The organism is Marinobacterium profundum (assembly GCF_001528745.1).
Lineage (GTDB): Bacteria > Pseudomonadota > Gammaproteobacteria > Pseudomonadales > Balneatricaceae > Marinobacterium_A > Marinobacterium_A profundum.
This window is the reverse complement of sequence record NZ_BCNS01000124.1, coordinates 38,276-52,269: the sequence shown is the minus strand read 5'-3', so window position 1 is coordinate 52,269 and position 13,994 is coordinate 38,276. Positions and strand designations below refer to the sequence as shown.

Here is a 13,994-nt window from a genome sequence, read left to right as displayed (position 1 = left end):
CGGCATGAACAAGGAACTCAGGGCGCTGCTGCAGGACATGCCCCATGGTATTCAGGATGTCAGCCTGAACGGTTTTTCGCTGCTGCTGATACGCCAGAGTTGGGGTGAGCTGGCGCTGTCGCGCCAGGGCGCTCAGGTGCTGCATTTTCGCCCCAGTGGCAAGCAACCGGTGCTGTGGTTGAGTGACTGCGTACAGCCGGCACCGGCGCCTATTCGAGGCGGCATCCCGCTGTGCTGGCCCTGGTTTGCGGCGCACCCGGACGATGCGTCGCGGCCCTTCCATGGTCTTGCACGTACCGCGCTCTGGGATATCGAGGTGAATGCCTGCACTTCAGAGGGCGCGAGCCTGTCGCTGCAGCCAGCGGCGGCTTTGGACACGGCCCTGGTGCCCCATGTGACCGTTGAGGTGAGTGGAGGCGCTCTGCAGGTAAGTATCGAAACCCGAAACCCGACCGACAGACCTATACTGCTGAGCCAGGCGCTGCACAGTTACCTGGCGGTGTCGGATGTGAATCAGATAGTGCTGGATGGCCTGCAGGGGTGTGAATACCGCGACAAGCTGCAGCAGGGCGCCCTCTGTCACCAGGCGGGGCCGCTTTTGATCCGCCAGGCCACGGATCGCATCTATCGTCATGATGCGGTCACAGAGGTACAGGATACTGGCGCGCGGCGTTGCCTCAACATTGGCAAGACCGGCAGTGGCTCAACCGTGGTGTGGAACCCCGGCGATGCCGCCGAGCCCATCGTGGATGTGGGGCTGGCGCAGCAGACGGCGTTTGTCTGCGTTGAGGCGGCGAACACCTTTGTCGATCCGGTTCAGCTGTTGCCGGGCCAGCAGCACCGTCTGGGGACCCTTATATCGATCCAGGAGTAGAACATGGCAGAGTTGAACAGGGCGGTGGATACGCCGCTGGTGCTGGGCATGATGCGTCTGCACGAGCAGAAGTCGCTGCACGAAGCCCCCGCGCTGGCCGGCTGGATTGAGCGGCGCCTCGAGCAGGGGCTGCACTGGTTCGACCATGCCGATATCTACGGTGACGGTCGCTGCGAAGCCCTGTTCGGCGCTGCCCTGGCGCAGTCCCCGGCGCTGAAATCCCGGGTTTGCCTGATCAGCAAGGCGGATATCATCCGGGTGCCGCGGGACAACTCATCCTGGAATGTCACCCATTACGACAGTTCCCCGGACTACCTCGAAGCCTCGGTCAATGGCAGCCTGCAGCGTCTGGGCGTTGAGCGGCTCGACATGTTTTTGCTGCACCGGCCGGATCCGCTGATGGACGTTGAGCCCACCGCCAGGGCGCTGGAGCGCCTTTTGCAAAGCGGCAAGGTGGCGCAGATCGGTGTTTCCAATTTCAATCCTTCGCAATGGCGTCTGCTGCAGCAGGCTCTGGGCAGTCGCCTGAGCTGCAACCAGCTCGAACTGTCCATGCGCATGAGTGCACCTCTGTTTGACGGCACCAGCGAAGCCATGCAGCACGATGGTTTACAAATGCTGGCCTGGTCACCACTGGCTGGGGGTCGACTCGAGGAGGAAGGGCTTGGGGTGCTGCTGCATGAGTTGGCGGAGAAGGTGGGTTGCGGCCCAGCCGGACTGGCCATGGCCTGGTTGCGTCGCATTCCGGGCGCACCAGTACCGGTTCTCGGCAGCCTTAATGAGGCGCGAATTAGCGATGCGCTGGCGGGTTGTCGTTACGAAATGCAGCGCTCGGACTGGTTCGCATTACTGGAAATGGCGCGAGGGCAGCGCGTACCCTGAGCCCAGGGACGGGGTCTGCGGGATACCTTAGAGCCTTACTCAAAGACTTGGTTCCGGTATTTAAAGATGCCAAATGACCTTCGCTAGTTTACGCAAACATCTGTTTACAAACGATTATTAATAGCTTGCAGGCCTTCATTTTCAGTCGCGCTCAAGCCCGGCGGGCATAGCGTCGCCCGGCGTTACAACCTAACTACCTATTACCTCTATTTGGAAACAGTCTTGGTTGCCGATTCACTGAACCAGATATCGCCATACCAGGCCTTGGCTGTCTGGCCCGTATTGTCGGTATCAGTCATGATTGCTACGGCCGCCACCTTTCCAGGCTCCTCACCAAACTGTCGACGGTAGTCAGCACGCACATCCCGAACTTCGTTGCGCCACTGGCCCGGCGATGTCGCGGCGGATTGCACCGCAATCATGCGCGCATTGCCGGTATAGGCATTGGGCCATTCAGTGTCGACGGCCTGATGACTGGACCAGACATAATTCAGCGCCCGGGTTTTCCAGAAAAACATACCGCCAGAAAAGACCACATAGATGCGTGCAGGGTAGTCATCCCCGGCCTTGGTGCGTTCATCGGCCCCCTGCAGCAAGTTATTGACCTTCCAGGACCAGTGCAGCCAGGGCGTGACATTCAGATCCAGGTCTAGCTCGCGAAACAATCCCGAGGCCGCGCCCTGGCTCTGTGCGCCGAGCACAGTGCCGTGTTCAGCATCGGCCTCGAGATGATATTCGGTGATGCCGGAGAACTCTTCTGCCTCCCAGTGATCCAGTATGCCTTGGGAGAACTGCCCCACATCTATACGTTCGGCAGCAACGGTGCCTGCGGCTGATACCAGCAGGGCAGCGACCAGTAGCCGTGGCAGCAGGGGGGCCGATGGGGGATCTAGCAACAGGGTCATCATGGCTTAGGGACTCGTTCAAACAGTGAGGGTATCAGATCAGGGTCGTCGAAGTGTCGGCGGCCGACAAAGGCTACCGCATGCCGACCCCACTGACGCATGGCGCCGGGGGAGCGAATTCCCATGGGCCAGAGGATAAAGCGCTCCGGCCTTTCGCTACCGACCACCAGACCCTGGTTACCGAAGAAGCTATGGTGCCCCTCGGCGCTGGGCAGCGTAAGCAGGCTGGCATAGTCCGTCACGACAAGCGGCTGTCCAGGATTGGTATCCTCCAGCGCATAGACGCGCTGAATGAAATGCCGTTGATGCTCAAGGCGCAGCACCAAAGGGCCAGGTGGGGCGGTTTGCGGTACCAGTGGCGGTTCAAATCCAGCTTCCGGAAGATCGGTGCGCAGTTGCAGTGACAGCGTAGGGAAAAAACTGTGGTAGCAGCCGCAATTGTGAATACTGTCGTACAGCAGAGGCTGCAGATCGGGCCCGAGCGTAACGCGCCAGGTCAATCCATCGAAACGCCCGGCATAAATATCTTCGCCCGGGCGGGCCTGAAACCAGATGACATAGTTCAGCTGCAGCAGCACTTCGTCGCCAAAACGGGTGAAGGACAGCTGTTGATACTGGGTCGCTGTGCCGGTATCGAACGCAGGACCCTTATCCCAGACCGGAGTGCCGATAACATCGTTGGCATCCACTACGTCCAGCTCCCAGACCGGTGAATACCGGGCAAACAGCTGCGCCTGGCGCTCAGGGGCAAGCCGGGGAATACCCAGGGCATCGCGAGTCACTCCGGGCGAACTGTCGGTGTGCGCAGAAGTATCTTCCTGCAGGGGTGGTGCGCTCCAGCGCATCAGCTGTCCGACAACGGTTAATTGGTCCAAGGGCTGGTCAAAGGTGCTCCTGGCTTGATCGTGCCAGCGCCGGACGCCATACAGCACCAACGGCGCACTTAGTGGATAAAGCCCCGCAACGCGCCAGGCGATGCGGTAATCATCAGGTACCGAGGCCATCCCGCGCAGGTGTCGGAGTTGCCCTGGCTGGCGCAGCAGGTCTGCCACCAGACGGGTGCGACACTCATCAAGCTGGGCATTTAACGGCGCAGGCATAATCGCCCGCCCGTTGCCGGCAAGATTGGACAACTCCGGCCGCCGGGCCTGTGCATCCAGCTGTGCCAAGTGTTGTATCCAGGTTTTGATCTCAGCTGGGGAGTCGAGCTGCGGGCCAAAGGATGCCAGAAAACGATTTATGCGCAGATAGGGGAAGCCGCTAATCCGTGCCAGACCCTGATGCTGTACGCCGGCCTGATCTATACGGGCGTCTGTCTGTTCAAATAGCCACTGGCACTGCGCCAGTGGGCCGGCATCAAGCCCGGGTGGGGTCGGCGCTGTTATCGGCACTAGAGAGCAGCCACTGACGGCCAGCAGTAACAGCAACATTGCCAGCGCCGGCGAGCGCCGCTGTGGCGCAAGACGTGAGAGAGCTCCACCACAAAACCCAGAGCAACCGGAGTCTGCAGGACGGGTCACTGAGGTGGGTATCATGATCGTGGGAGTCAAGCGTTTCACGGTTAATCGCCTGATAGTCTACTGGGTAAATTTTAGCTCGTTTGCGCGTTTGGCGTCGGTGCGTCCGGGGCATTTCATGGCGGGTCAGCGACTGGCGTTGAGGTGTCGTATTCTGGGCACTGGTATGAAACGCTCAGAACAACTATGGTATGTGGGCGAAAACCGGAGGCCGCACGCCACGGATAGCTGATCTGAACCTGAGTACGCAAACAATAAATATCGCAGCCAGGCAGGACCAACATGAACAGACAGAGTTATATCAATCTGCCCGTGAAAAATCTGGAACGGGCCGTCGACTTCTTTACCCATCTGGGGTTTGGCTTCAACCCCCAGTTCAGCGATGCGTCGGCGACCTGCATGGTGGTCTCGTCACAAATGAGTGTAATGCTGCTCAGTGAGGCGCGCTTTCAGGCTTTTTCCCCAAAAAACATCTGTGACAGTTCCACCTTTTCCGAGGTGCTGATTTGCATCACCTGTGAAAGCCGTAACGAGGTAGACGATTTCGTCAAACGTGCACTACAGGCCGGGGGGCGAACCTATAACGAACCCCAGGATCACGGCTTCATGTACGGCCACGGCTTTCAGGATCTGGATGGACACGTCTGGGAACTGATCTATATGGCGCAGGAGCATATGCAGGAAGCCCCGGTGGAACTGCAGCAGCAGACCGGCTAGCGTCGTCCAGACGCCGATTTTGGCGCATAGCTTCAATCGCAAATCAGCTTCGAGCCGCATCAGCGGCTCGGAGTCACTTCCGTCCCGAGCCAAACCGATCAATACGCCGACCAGCAGAGGCGGGGCTAATCTTGCTGCATCAGGTCATCACCGTACACATTGCTGCAGCCACCATCAGCGCATTTTGAGATTGTCCCAGGCACTATCGGCTTCTGTCTTGTAGCTCTGCCAGTTACCGCTGAGCCAGCGCTGGCGCCCGCGTTCGGCATAAAACAGAAACAGCTGGTCACCGAAAAATTCCCATACAGTGCCATCGGTTGAGATCAGGCCTTCGCCCAGACTCAGGGCATTGGCGCAGTGACCGTTGTATTCAGGCCGGTAGCGGTCGGGATCGGCAGCAAAGCGGTCGGCCGACGCCTGGGAAGCAAAGCGCCAGGTGGCACCCTTCCATTGCACCTCAAAACGCTCTTCACCTGCGATCTGCTGGTGATTTTTCCGCGTGACCGCTTCATGGTAAGCCACGGTGTCGTGGCCGCCGATGGCGGTTGTGTCCCAGCGACTGGTACTGACCGCCTCACTTGCTGGTACGCTGACGGCGAAGAGTAAAAATACGGCTGCAATGAGTTGGCGCATGATTGAGCTACCTTTTGTTATGGAGTCTGTGGTGATCCACTGCCAGAGCCTGTTCAATATATCAGCTCAACCTTGCCCTATGTCGCACGGCGTCTTGTCCATATCAGGCGTAGTTCTTTCTGTAGTGAATTTTTTAATCAATGTAATATCTTAGAACTATTATTTAACTATATGATTTAATAGTATTCTAATCCTTTTATATGCGGAATTTTAGATGCTCGAGATGCCACCGGCCATGCCGCTGTTTGACGGGATTGCGCATGTGGAAGATGCCAACGCCCATGTAAATCAGTATCTGACCCGCGTGATGCTGGAGTCGGTGCCGGATGCCGGCTTCGTCTACGAGCTGGCGCTGGAGTGGTTGCTGGAGCAACGCCACAGCGAGAACAACTACAAAACCTACCGCAGCGAACTGACGACCTTCCTGCAGTGGTGTTTTGATGTGGCAAAGATCTCCCTGGCGGACGTGCGCCGCCAGCACATGAATCGTTACGTCGAGTACTGCATGCACCCGCCAGCGGAATTGATTGCCTACCGTAACGTGGCGCAGTTCGTGGTTTCGAAGCTCCTGGATGAGCGCGTACCCAACCCGCTGTGGCGACCCTTTTTGGGCAAGCGGGAGAAGGGTGAAACCCTGCCGTATCGTATTACCGAGAAGGCCCTCAAGACCAAGCTGGCAATTCTGTCGTCCTTCTTCGGTTACCTGATCCAGGAAGAATATACCGAGCGTAATCCGGCGCTGATGCTGATCAAGAATGGGCGCTACAAGGCCGGGCCGGCACACTCGATGAGCGATGCGGAGGAAATGAAGGCCTTCACCGAACTGCAATGGTCTTACGTGATGGAAACGGCAGAGCAGCTGGCCCTGGCGGATCCTGAGCAGCATCAACGCACGCGGTTTCTGATCAGCCTGATGTATGCATGCTATCTGCGCATCTCTGAAGTTGCCGCGCGTCCGGGGTTTGCCCCGGTAATGGGGCAGTTCCGGCGCGACAGCAAAACCTCGGTCTGGCTGTACTTTATCCCGCACAGCAAGGGCGGTAAGAAACGCACGGTGGCGGTCTCCAGAAAACTGCTGGATGCACTCAAGCAATACCGGCGCTACCTGGGCCTGGCCGACTTGCCGTCACCGGCCGACAATACGCCACTGTTTATTCGCCACCGCGCCGCGGGGCGAGGGCGCGATGTCGGGTTGCTCAATGCGAACCTCGGTATCCGACAGCTGCGTGATGAAATAAACCATGTGATTGCACTGGCCGCCGATCGGGCGCAGCGAGATGGTTTTGAGCAGGATGCCAGGGAAATGCGCGCCATGACGCCGCACAGCATTCGCCACACCGGGATCTCCCACGATATCAATCTCAATGGCAGGCCCCTGGCACATGTGCAGGCGGATGCAGGGCACGACAGCATCGAGACCACCTCGCAGTACCTGCATACCAGCCGGGCGGAGCGGCACGAGTCAGCGGCCAACAAGTCGCTCAACCGATTGCTGGAAGGCTAGTGTACTGCTTCACTCTTAGAGGCGCTTTTAGCGAGTCGCCAGGAGGTGGGCCGCACGGCGCATTTTCGAAGGCATAGTGGGCCTATGTCGAGGAAATGCAACACCGCGGACGGCCTTCTGGCGGCTCGCCCGAAGGGAGCGCGCCAATTCGCGCCCAACTGCGTTGCCGCTCTTGGCAAGAACCCCACTATTACCGGCGAACGGCGCCTTGCCGGACACAAATTGGCGGGCTCTATAAGCACCCATTAGGGCGAAGCAGTACACTAGGTCTTGCCAGCATCAATACTATTAAAGGTCGTAACCAGAAACTCGGCGAAAGCGCGTACCCGTCTTGGCTGGGCGCGGGCGGGCGGGAACAGGAGCTGCAGGGGCGTCGCCGGGGCCGCGTGGTCTTTCAGTAGCTCGACAAGACGGCCGGCTCTAATATCCGGCCCCACATCCAGTTCTGATTTCAGGATAATACCGTGCCCTTCAAGGCACCATTGGCGCACCAGGGCACCGTCATTGGCTACCCGGTCACCCTGGACAGTGACGCTCTGTTTCGACGTATTGGCACCGAAATGCCAGACATTATCCAGCTTCTGGCCAAAGCGCATCACAAGGCAGTTGTGGCTGCCAAGGTCGGCTGGAGTTTTCGGCATGCCTCGGCTTTCGATATAGCGGGGTGCTGCACACAGCAGTCGTCGTTTCGCACCAAGGCTTTTTATTCGCAGTGTGCTGTCAATCACCGTGCCGAAACGCACCGCAAGGTCGATGCCCTCACCGACGATATCGACAAAACCGTCCGACACCAGCAGCTCGACCCTGATCGCCGGATGCTCGACCAGAAAACGGTTGATGGCATCGGATATCACCGTTCTGCCGATATCGCTTGGGGCGCTGATGCGTATGGGGCCTGTCAGAGTCTGCGCGCCCAGCCGGATACGGGTATCCAGATCGGCAACGCTTCCCAGAACCTCCTTGGCGCCTTCGACGAGGGTACGGCCTTCCTCTGTCAGGCTGATGGCGCGGGTTGTACGGTTCAGCAGAACCACGCCGTAATGTTTTTCCAGCGCGGCCAGCCGCTCTGAAACCGTGGTTGCAGAGAGGCCTGCTTCGCGGCCTGCTGCCGACAGGTTGCCTTTTTCTACGATCGTTAGAAACAGAGCGATGTTATCGAGCAACATTGTACGGCTTTCCCGGATTGTCATTTCTTATTCTGCCAGTTTTTCCGGCAGGGTCGAAGTCCTACTATGGGCTCATCACTGAAGCAGAAGACAGCCCCATGAATCAACTTACCATTATCGCCAATATCCATGCCAAGCCAGAGAGTATCGAGCTGATCAAGGCGGAGTTGGAAAAACTGATCCCAATGACCCGCGCTGAAAAAGGCTGCAACAATTACGTTCTGTACCAGAACAACGCCGATGCTGGTCACTTTACCTTTTATGAAAACTGGGAGTCGCGTGGACTTTGGTTAGCCCATATGCAAGCGCCCCATCTGGCCGCTTTTCGGGACGCCACTCAGGGGGCTGTCGAAGCTTTCACGCTGGACGAGTTAAGTCAGATTTCGTAGCACTGCTACCCCTCTGAGTGCCGACAAAAGCCGCCACAAAAGTTCGCCGTATTATCCAGGTGAATACGTGGCAAGAAGGACAAATATCCATGACGCACAGGATTCGCATCGGCCACATCGGCCTGTCATTTCATCAGGCCAGCGCGCTTGAAGTTGCCCGCGTGCTCGAAGCCCATGGCCACAGTACAGCGTTTGCCAGTGCGCCGCACGAAGCTGCGTTCGACATGCTGGCACGGGGGGAGGTAGATATTCTTGCCTCGGCCTGGCTGCCCTCAAGCCATGAAGTCTACCTCGCTCCGCTGCTGGATCAGGTGGACAAAATCACGGTTCTGTATGAGCCCTATTGCATCTGGGGCGTGCCGGATTATGTACCCGCAACGGATGTAGCTGCGGTGGACGACCTGCTGCGCGAACCCGCCCTGCGCCGGATGGAACGGCTGATTCAGGGCATTAATCCAGGTGCGGGTATCAGCCGCTTCTCCGCTGCAATGATAGGTGCTTACGGGCTGGATAGCGCGGGTTACGAATTTCGCGCCAGCAGCGAGGCGGACTGCTTTGAACGCTACGAAGCGGCGGTAGCAGCGGGGCGCTGGGTCGTTATCCCGTTGTGGCACCCGCAGTTTCTGCATAACCGCTACCCTATTCGCGCCCTGCAGGAACCCAAAGGCCTGCTGGGGAGCAAGGATGAGGCAACACTGATTGTTCGCAAGGATGCTCGCCAGCGTATTGGCAGTGCAGCGCTGGAGGCATTGTCACAACTCTATATTGGCAATGCCCGACTGAGTGCCCTCGAAGATGCCTTGCGACAGCAGGCCTCGACCTAAACCCAATAACCGTGCAGGTCGATCCACCCTCCGGTTTAGCCGAGCCAGGAACCACCCAAAGGAAAACATCATGACGTTCTTTAAACCCAAATACTCAAGCGCGCTGCTGGTTCTGGCTATGGCCGCAGCTTCAGTCCCGGCAGCGACACAAGAATTGACCACCTATGCCGAGTTTTCCGACACACGGCCGGGCAATATCACAGTGACGCCCGACAACCGGGTCATCATCACCCAGCAGCCGCTCGATGCTCCTGCTCTGCGGGTGGTTGAAGTCAAACCCGACGGTACGAAGATACCATTCCCGACGCAGGACTGGGCTGACGGCCCGGCAAAAGGCGAGGTTGGTATTGCATCTACAATCGGCATTGCGACGGATAGCAAAGGTGTGGTCTGGGTTCTGGACATGGGATCCGAAAACAGCCCGGCGCAGATTCTGGGCTGGGATACCAGGGCCGATAAACTGCACAAACTCATTGAAATCCCGTCTGAGGCTCGCTTGCCCATTTCGTTCCTGCAGGACTTCGTCATTGATGAACAGCGCGGCAAGATCTATATCGCCGATATGACGTTCACCGCGCCAGCTTCTGCCATGAAGCCGGCTTTTATCGTGGTCGATATCGCCAGCGGCAAGGCACGTCGAGTATTGGAGTCGCAAAGCCAGCTGATGCCTGTCGCACAGGATTTGGTCATCAACGGTGCCCTGATGGGGTTTAAGGGTGAGGGCGATTCCCGGTCGCCCTGGCATCTGGCAATGAATGCGATCAGCATCGATCCGTCGTTCGATTCGGTCTATTTCGGCTCCGTCAACGGTGGTGATGTGTTCCGTATCCCTGCGGCGGCGCTGGCGGATGCCACCATGAACGACGCAGCACTGGCGGCAAAAATCGAGCGCTATGCCGACAAGAGACCGAATGACGGGTTTATCGTAGACGGGGAAGGTCGCGTGATTTCAGGCGATGTTGAAGCCAATGCCATCACCCGCTCTACACCGGACGCCATTGTAACCATCGCCCAGGATGACAAACGTCTGCGCTGGGCAGACGGCTTTGCCTTTGCTCCCGATGGTACCCTCTATATCACCACCAATCAGCTCAATACCCACCCGGCCCTGAATGGCGGCGTGGATGCCAGCGACAAGCAATACTTCATCCTGACGATGAAGCCCTGATCAAACGCGGCCAGGGCTCTGTGCCCTGGCATGACGCGATAACCCGTCAGGCCTGATCCAGGTCCGGCCCGATACCTCTAAAGGGAAGCAAAACCATGAAAGCAGTTGGCTACAAGACTCCAGGCGCTATTGACCGTGCAGACGCCCTGATTGATTTTGAAATGGAAACTCCGACCGCGACCGGGCATGATTTGCTGGTCAAGGTTCAGGCTATCTCCGTCAACCCGGTGGATTACAAGATTCGCCAGGGACGCCCACCAGAAGGTGACGCAGCTGTCGTCCTCGGATGGGATGCGGTGGGCGAGGTTGTTGCAATCGGCGACAAGGCCACCAGCTTCAAACCGGGCGACAAGGTCTGGTATGCCGGCGCTATCAACCGCCCGGGTACCAATTCTGAATACCACCTGGTGGACGAGCGTATTGTTGGCAGGGCACCCACATCAGTGCCGGCCGCCGAAGCCGCGGCACTGCCACTCACAACCCTGACCGCCCACGAGATGCTGTTTGATCGCCTGCGCGTGACCGAGCCCGTGCCGGGTGCAGCACCTGCCGTACTGATTATCGGCGGTGCCGGTGGTGTTGGCTCCATTACTATCCAGCTGCTGCGCGCCCTGACGGATCTGACCATCATCGCCACCGCCTCCCGCCCTGAAACTCAGGCCTGGGTGAAAGAACTGGGTGCTCATCACGTCGTGGATCATACTCAACCACTGCCGGCGCAGATTGAGGCTCTGGGCTTAGGCGCACCGGGCTTTGTGTTCTCGACCAATCATTCGGATCAATATACGACCCAGATCGCAGAACTGATCGCCCCCCAGGGCCGCTTTGGGCTGATCGACGATCCCGAGAGCTTTGATATCATGCCGTTCAAGGTCAAGGCGGCGTCTATTCACTGGGAGCTGATGTTCACCCGTTCGCTGTTCACCACGGCAGACATTGGCCGCCAGGGTGAAATTCTCAACGAGGTCGCAGCACTGCTGGATGCGGGCAAGATCAAGTCGACCGCGACTGAAACACTGGGTCTGATCAACGCAGAGAATATCAAGCGCGCCCACATCATGCTGGAAAGCGGCAAGGCCAAAGGCAAGATCGTACTCGAAGGTTTCTGAACCCAGGCCTCTGACGAAAGGGCAGCCGGGTCACCGGCTGCCCTCAGGATATAAAGGGGCACCCCATAACCGTTATTCAACGGTCTTTGCGTTTGCTCGATCAAGTGGAGGAGACAGGCATGCACATCGGCAAGCTTGACCATGTGAATATCCGCACCACAGAGCTCGATGCCATGACCCGGTGGTATGTCGAGGTGCTGGGCCTGCAGACAGGGCCGCGCCCTAATTTCCCGTTTCCGGGCGTCTGGCTTTATGCCAGTGGCACTGTAGTGGTACATCTGGTGGGTATCGGCGGAGCTCCGGCGACCGGATCCGAGGCCAGCCTGAAACTGGAGCACTTTGCTTTCAGCGCCACCGGAGCTGCTGCATTCGAAGCGAAGCTGCAAACACGGGGGCTTTACTATCGCCGTGTGGATTTGACACCCATCAAGCTGATCCAGCTCAATGTCTGGGACCCGGATGGAAACCACATCCATATCGATTTCCCGGCAGATGAATTACCCGCCAACACGCCCTCTACCGATGAAAGTACGCAGCCATGATTGATCGCACATTCGGCCAGGGCTTTGGCTCTGTCTACCGCGAAGGCCAGCTCACCCTGGGGCTGAATTTTCCGATTGAAGCCTATGTCAGCCCGGTGCCGAACATGCTGGATCAGATCACCCTGGCCAGGCGCGCAGAAGAGGGCGGATTCGCCGCGCTCTGGTCGCGGGATGTCCCTCTGCTTGATCCGTCTTTCGGCGATGCCGGCCAGATGTATGATCCCTGGGTTTGGCTGGGGTATGTCGCGGCACAGACGGCGCAGATCGCCCTGGGTACAGGCGCCATCATTCTGCCGCTGCGCCGCCCGGTTGATCTGGCAAAAGCGGCGGCTTCCGTTGATCAGCTGTCCGCCGGGCGCCTGATCATGGGAGTGGCGTCGGGCGACAGGCCGGTTGAATACTCGGCCTATCAGGCGCCCTTTGACTCTCGTGATGAGGCATTTCGCGAGACTCTCGAATTTATTCGCAGGACAACCCACAGGCCCGAACACTGGGACAACCAGGATGCCGTCCGTTCGCGTCAGGTACAGCTATTACCCAAGGCGCACGCTGGCGATATTCCGCTGTTCGTCACAGGTAACAGTCGCCAGTCACTGGACTGGATTGCAGCCAATGCCGACGGCTGGCTGATGTATCCCAGGCCGATCGAACAGCAACGGCAGGTGCTGTCGTCCTGGCAAAGCGCCGTGCAGGCAGCCGGACATGGCTGGAAGCCCTTTTCCCAGTCGCTCTATATAGACCTGACCGCGGACCCGAACACGCAGCCAAACCCTATTCACCTGGGTTATCGCCTGGGACGCAAGGCATTGCTGGCCCATCTGGCACAGCTGCGCGATATAGGGGTCAATCATGTCAGCCTCAACCTGCGCTTCTCCTCGCGACCGGTGGCTGAGGTGCTGGATGAACTCTGTGAATTCGTTGTACCAAAGCGGTAAAGTCACACAAAGGTACAACGGAGTAGCTTCCTGCCTGAGGAGTGAGCGGCGAAGGTCTGCGCATCGTCTTTATCGCTGAAAAAGCGAGGAACTCGGCAAATGAAAAAGATCTTCTGGGCCGTCTCTATGACGCTCGCCACTGTAACGATGGTCGCCTCGCTGTACCTGAACACCATTCTCGGCTTGTTTGGGCTGGCGACAACATCTATTGATGCGCTTCAAGAGCTTCGCAGTTCAAAGCAGGTAGTTGAGCAAATGAAACACAGGCACCAGCAGAAAAAGGTGTCGGCCTCAAAGCGATTGGTGAAACGATCGGCCAAACGTATTGGTAGCACTATACTCGCGGCCGCAACCGTCGGTACGGTTGCGGTAACCACAGTCATGGTCGGTCTCGAAGTCGATGATTATTGTGATGAGAAACAATCACTGCAAGAAGCGGAGTCCATTCTGTACGGCACCGACAATGCATTCGATATTGAGCAATGCTTCGACGAAGGAAGGGAGGAGCTGGCCCGCCTTCTGGTCGAAGCCAGGGATGCGTCTGTTGGCACACTGCTAAATACTTTCAGAACGAGGGCGGATGATCGCCCTGATCCGTGATTTCTTCATCAAACACTTCCATGCGCGTTCCCATTAAGAAAAACCAAGATCCAAGGGCGACGCTTGACCGATCCAGCCCTATGGCATCATCGCCCTAAACGACGCAGGTTCCAATAAACGACTCAATAACTGTATATAATTACAGTTATTGAGTTTATGACACTCAGAAGACAGCTCCCGCTACGAATTCGCGCCCACATCGACGCAAAAACCTGAGTCAGCCCAGATT

General features: G+C 57.9%; 15 protein-coding genes. 11 read left to right on the top strand and 4 right to left on the bottom strand.

Going from position 1 to position 13,994, the window contains the following annotated elements:
• The first annotated feature begins 4 nt into the window (after positions 1 to 4).
• Both MPRO_RS13675 and MPRO_RS13670 read left to right on the top strand, forming a co-directional pair.
• A complete protein-coding gene (locus MPRO_RS13675) occupies positions 5 to 874 on the top strand; it encodes a D-hexose-6-phosphate mutarotase (RefSeq protein WP_067293513.1) in 870 nt (289 codons plus the stop codon).
• Between the two features lie 3 nt (positions 875 to 877).
• A complete protein-coding gene (locus MPRO_RS13670) occupies positions 878 to 1,756 on the top strand; it encodes an aldo/keto reductase (RefSeq protein ID WP_067293509.1) in 879 nt (292 codons plus the stop codon).
• Between the two features lie 206 nt (positions 1,757 to 1,962).
• On the opposite strand, the gene MPRO_RS13665 is transcribed toward MPRO_RS13670, so the two are convergent.
• Together MPRO_RS13665 and MPRO_RS13660 are read right to left on the bottom strand one after the other, a co-directional pair.
• Positions 1,963 to 2,664, bottom strand: coding sequence for a DUF3047 domain-containing protein (locus MPRO_RS13665; RefSeq protein WP_067293506.1), 702 nt, complete (start codon positions 2,662 to 2,664; stop codon positions 1,963 to 1,965).
• A complete protein-coding gene (locus tag MPRO_RS13660) occupies positions 2,661 to 4,220 on the bottom strand; it encodes a hypothetical protein (protein WP_158651818.1) in 1,560 nt (519 codons plus the stop codon). The genes MPRO_RS13665 and MPRO_RS13660 overlap by 4 nt, the downstream gene beginning before the upstream one ends.
• Before the next feature lie 240 nt (positions 4,221 to 4,460).
• Here MPRO_RS13660 and MPRO_RS13655 point away from each other — a divergent pair, with 240 nt between their 5' ends.
• Positions 4,461 to 4,895 (top strand): VOC family protein, encoded by a 435-nt coding sequence (locus MPRO_RS13655; RefSeq protein ID WP_067293500.1) that lies wholly within the window; start codon positions 4,461 to 4,463, stop codon positions 4,893 to 4,895.
• Between the two features lie 174 nt (positions 4,896 to 5,069).
• Here the strand turns inward: MPRO_RS13655 and MPRO_RS13650 are convergent, their stop codons facing one another.
• A complete protein-coding gene (locus tag MPRO_RS13650; RefSeq protein ID WP_067293495.1) occupies positions 5,070 to 5,528 on the bottom strand; it encodes a YHS domain-containing (seleno)protein in 459 nt (152 codons plus the stop codon).
• A gap of 214 nt (positions 5,529 to 5,742) precedes the next feature.
• Here MPRO_RS13650 and MPRO_RS13645 point away from each other — a divergent pair, with 214 nt between their 5' ends.
• Positions 5,743 to 7,032, top strand: coding sequence for a tyrosine-type recombinase/integrase (locus MPRO_RS13645; RefSeq protein WP_067293492.1), 1,290 nt, complete (start codon positions 5,743 to 5,745; stop codon positions 7,030 to 7,032).
• A gap of 263 nt (positions 7,033 to 7,295) precedes the next feature.
• On the opposite strand, the gene MPRO_RS13640 is transcribed toward MPRO_RS13645, so the two are convergent.
• Entirely contained in the window at positions 7,296 to 8,198 is a 903-nt protein-coding gene (locus MPRO_RS13640) for a LysR family transcriptional regulator (RefSeq protein ID WP_067293490.1), read from the bottom strand.
• A 98-nt stretch (positions 8,199 to 8,296) separates the two neighbouring features.
• Between MPRO_RS13640 and MPRO_RS13635 the strand changes: the two genes are divergently transcribed.
• From MPRO_RS13635 to MPRO_RS13605, 7 genes are all read left to right on the top strand, one after another.
• Complete coding sequence (locus tag MPRO_RS13635) at positions 8,297 to 8,587, top strand: putative quinol monooxygenase (RefSeq protein WP_067293487.1); 291 nt, start codon at positions 8,297 to 8,299, stop codon at positions 8,585 to 8,587.
• Positions 8,588 to 8,676: 89 nt separating this feature from the next.
• Positions 8,677 to 9,411 carry a glycine betaine ABC transporter substrate-binding protein gene (locus MPRO_RS13630; RefSeq protein ID WP_067293482.1) on the top strand — a complete coding sequence of 245 codons (735 nt, stop codon included), beginning with the start codon at positions 8,677 to 8,679 and terminating at the stop codon, positions 9,409 to 9,411.
• Between the two features lie 70 nt (positions 9,412 to 9,481).
• Positions 9,482 to 10,579, top strand: a complete 1,098-nt coding sequence (locus MPRO_RS13625) for an L-dopachrome tautomerase-related protein (protein WP_067293479.1) — start codon at positions 9,482 to 9,484, stop codon at positions 10,577 to 10,579.
• A gap of 95 nt (positions 10,580 to 10,674) precedes the next feature.
• On the top strand, positions 10,675 to 11,688 hold the full coding sequence (locus MPRO_RS13620) for a zinc-binding alcohol dehydrogenase family protein (RefSeq protein WP_067293476.1): 1,014 nt from the start codon (positions 10,675 to 10,677) through the stop codon (positions 11,686 to 11,688).
• Positions 11,689 to 11,807: 119 nt separating this feature from the next.
• Positions 11,808 to 12,230 (top strand): VOC family protein, encoded by a 423-nt coding sequence (locus MPRO_RS13615; RefSeq protein ID WP_067293472.1) that lies wholly within the window; start codon positions 11,808 to 11,810, stop codon positions 12,228 to 12,230.
• Positions 12,227 to 13,165, top strand: a complete 939-nt coding sequence (locus MPRO_RS13610; RefSeq protein WP_067293468.1) for an LLM class oxidoreductase — start codon at positions 12,227 to 12,229, stop codon at positions 13,163 to 13,165. Before MPRO_RS13615 ends, MPRO_RS13610 begins: the two co-directional genes overlap by 4 nt.
• 99 nt (positions 13,166 to 13,264) lie before the next feature.
• The gene (locus tag MPRO_RS13605) at positions 13,265 to 13,765 is read left to right on the top strand and encodes a hypothetical protein (RefSeq protein WP_067293464.1); all 501 of its coding nucleotides are present in this window, start codon (positions 13,265 to 13,267) and stop codon (positions 13,763 to 13,765) included.
• The last annotated feature ends 229 nt before the right edge of the window (positions 13,766 to 13,994 follow it).

Coding starts and splice junctions, on each gene's coding strand:
- MPRO_RS13640 (WP_067293490.1), bottom strand. CDS start 8,198: ATGTTGCTCGATAACATCGCTCTGTTTCTAACGATCGTAGAAAAAGGC.
- MPRO_RS13645 (WP_067293492.1), top strand. CDS start 5,743: ATGCTCGAGATGCCACCGGCCATGCCGCTGTTTGACGGGATTGCGCAT.
- MPRO_RS13620 (WP_067293476.1), top strand. CDS start 10,675: ATGAAAGCAGTTGGCTACAAGACTCCAGGCGCTATTGACCGTGCAGAC.
- MPRO_RS13655 (WP_067293500.1), top strand. CDS start 4,461: ATGAACAGACAGAGTTATATCAATCTGCCCGTGAAAAATCTGGAACGG.
- MPRO_RS13605 (WP_067293464.1), top strand. CDS start 13,265: ATGAAAAAGATCTTCTGGGCCGTCTCTATGACGCTCGCCACTGTAACG.
- MPRO_RS13650 (WP_067293495.1), bottom strand. CDS start 5,528: ATGCGCCAACTCATTGCAGCCGTATTTTTACTCTTCGCCGTCAGCGTA.
- MPRO_RS13665 (WP_067293506.1), bottom strand. CDS start 2,664: ATGATGACCCTGTTGCTAGATCCCCCATCGGCCCCCCTGCTGCCACGG.
- MPRO_RS13625 (WP_067293479.1), top strand. CDS start 9,482: ATGACGTTCTTTAAACCCAAATACTCAAGCGCGCTGCTGGTTCTGGCT.
- MPRO_RS13675 (WP_067293513.1), top strand. CDS start 5: ATGAACAAGGAACTCAGGGCGCTGCTGCAGGACATGCCCCATGGTATT.
- MPRO_RS13615 (WP_067293472.1), top strand. CDS start 11,808: ATGCACATCGGCAAGCTTGACCATGTGAATATCCGCACCACAGAGCTC.
- MPRO_RS13670 (WP_067293509.1), top strand. CDS start 878: ATGGCAGAGTTGAACAGGGCGGTGGATACGCCGCTGGTGCTGGGCATG.
- MPRO_RS13610 (WP_067293468.1), top strand. CDS start 12,227: ATGATTGATCGCACATTCGGCCAGGGCTTTGGCTCTGTCTACCGCGAA.
- MPRO_RS13635 (WP_067293487.1), top strand. CDS start 8,297: ATGAATCAACTTACCATTATCGCCAATATCCATGCCAAGCCAGAGAGT.
- MPRO_RS13630 (WP_067293482.1), top strand. CDS start 8,677: ATGACGCACAGGATTCGCATCGGCCACATCGGCCTGTCATTTCATCAG.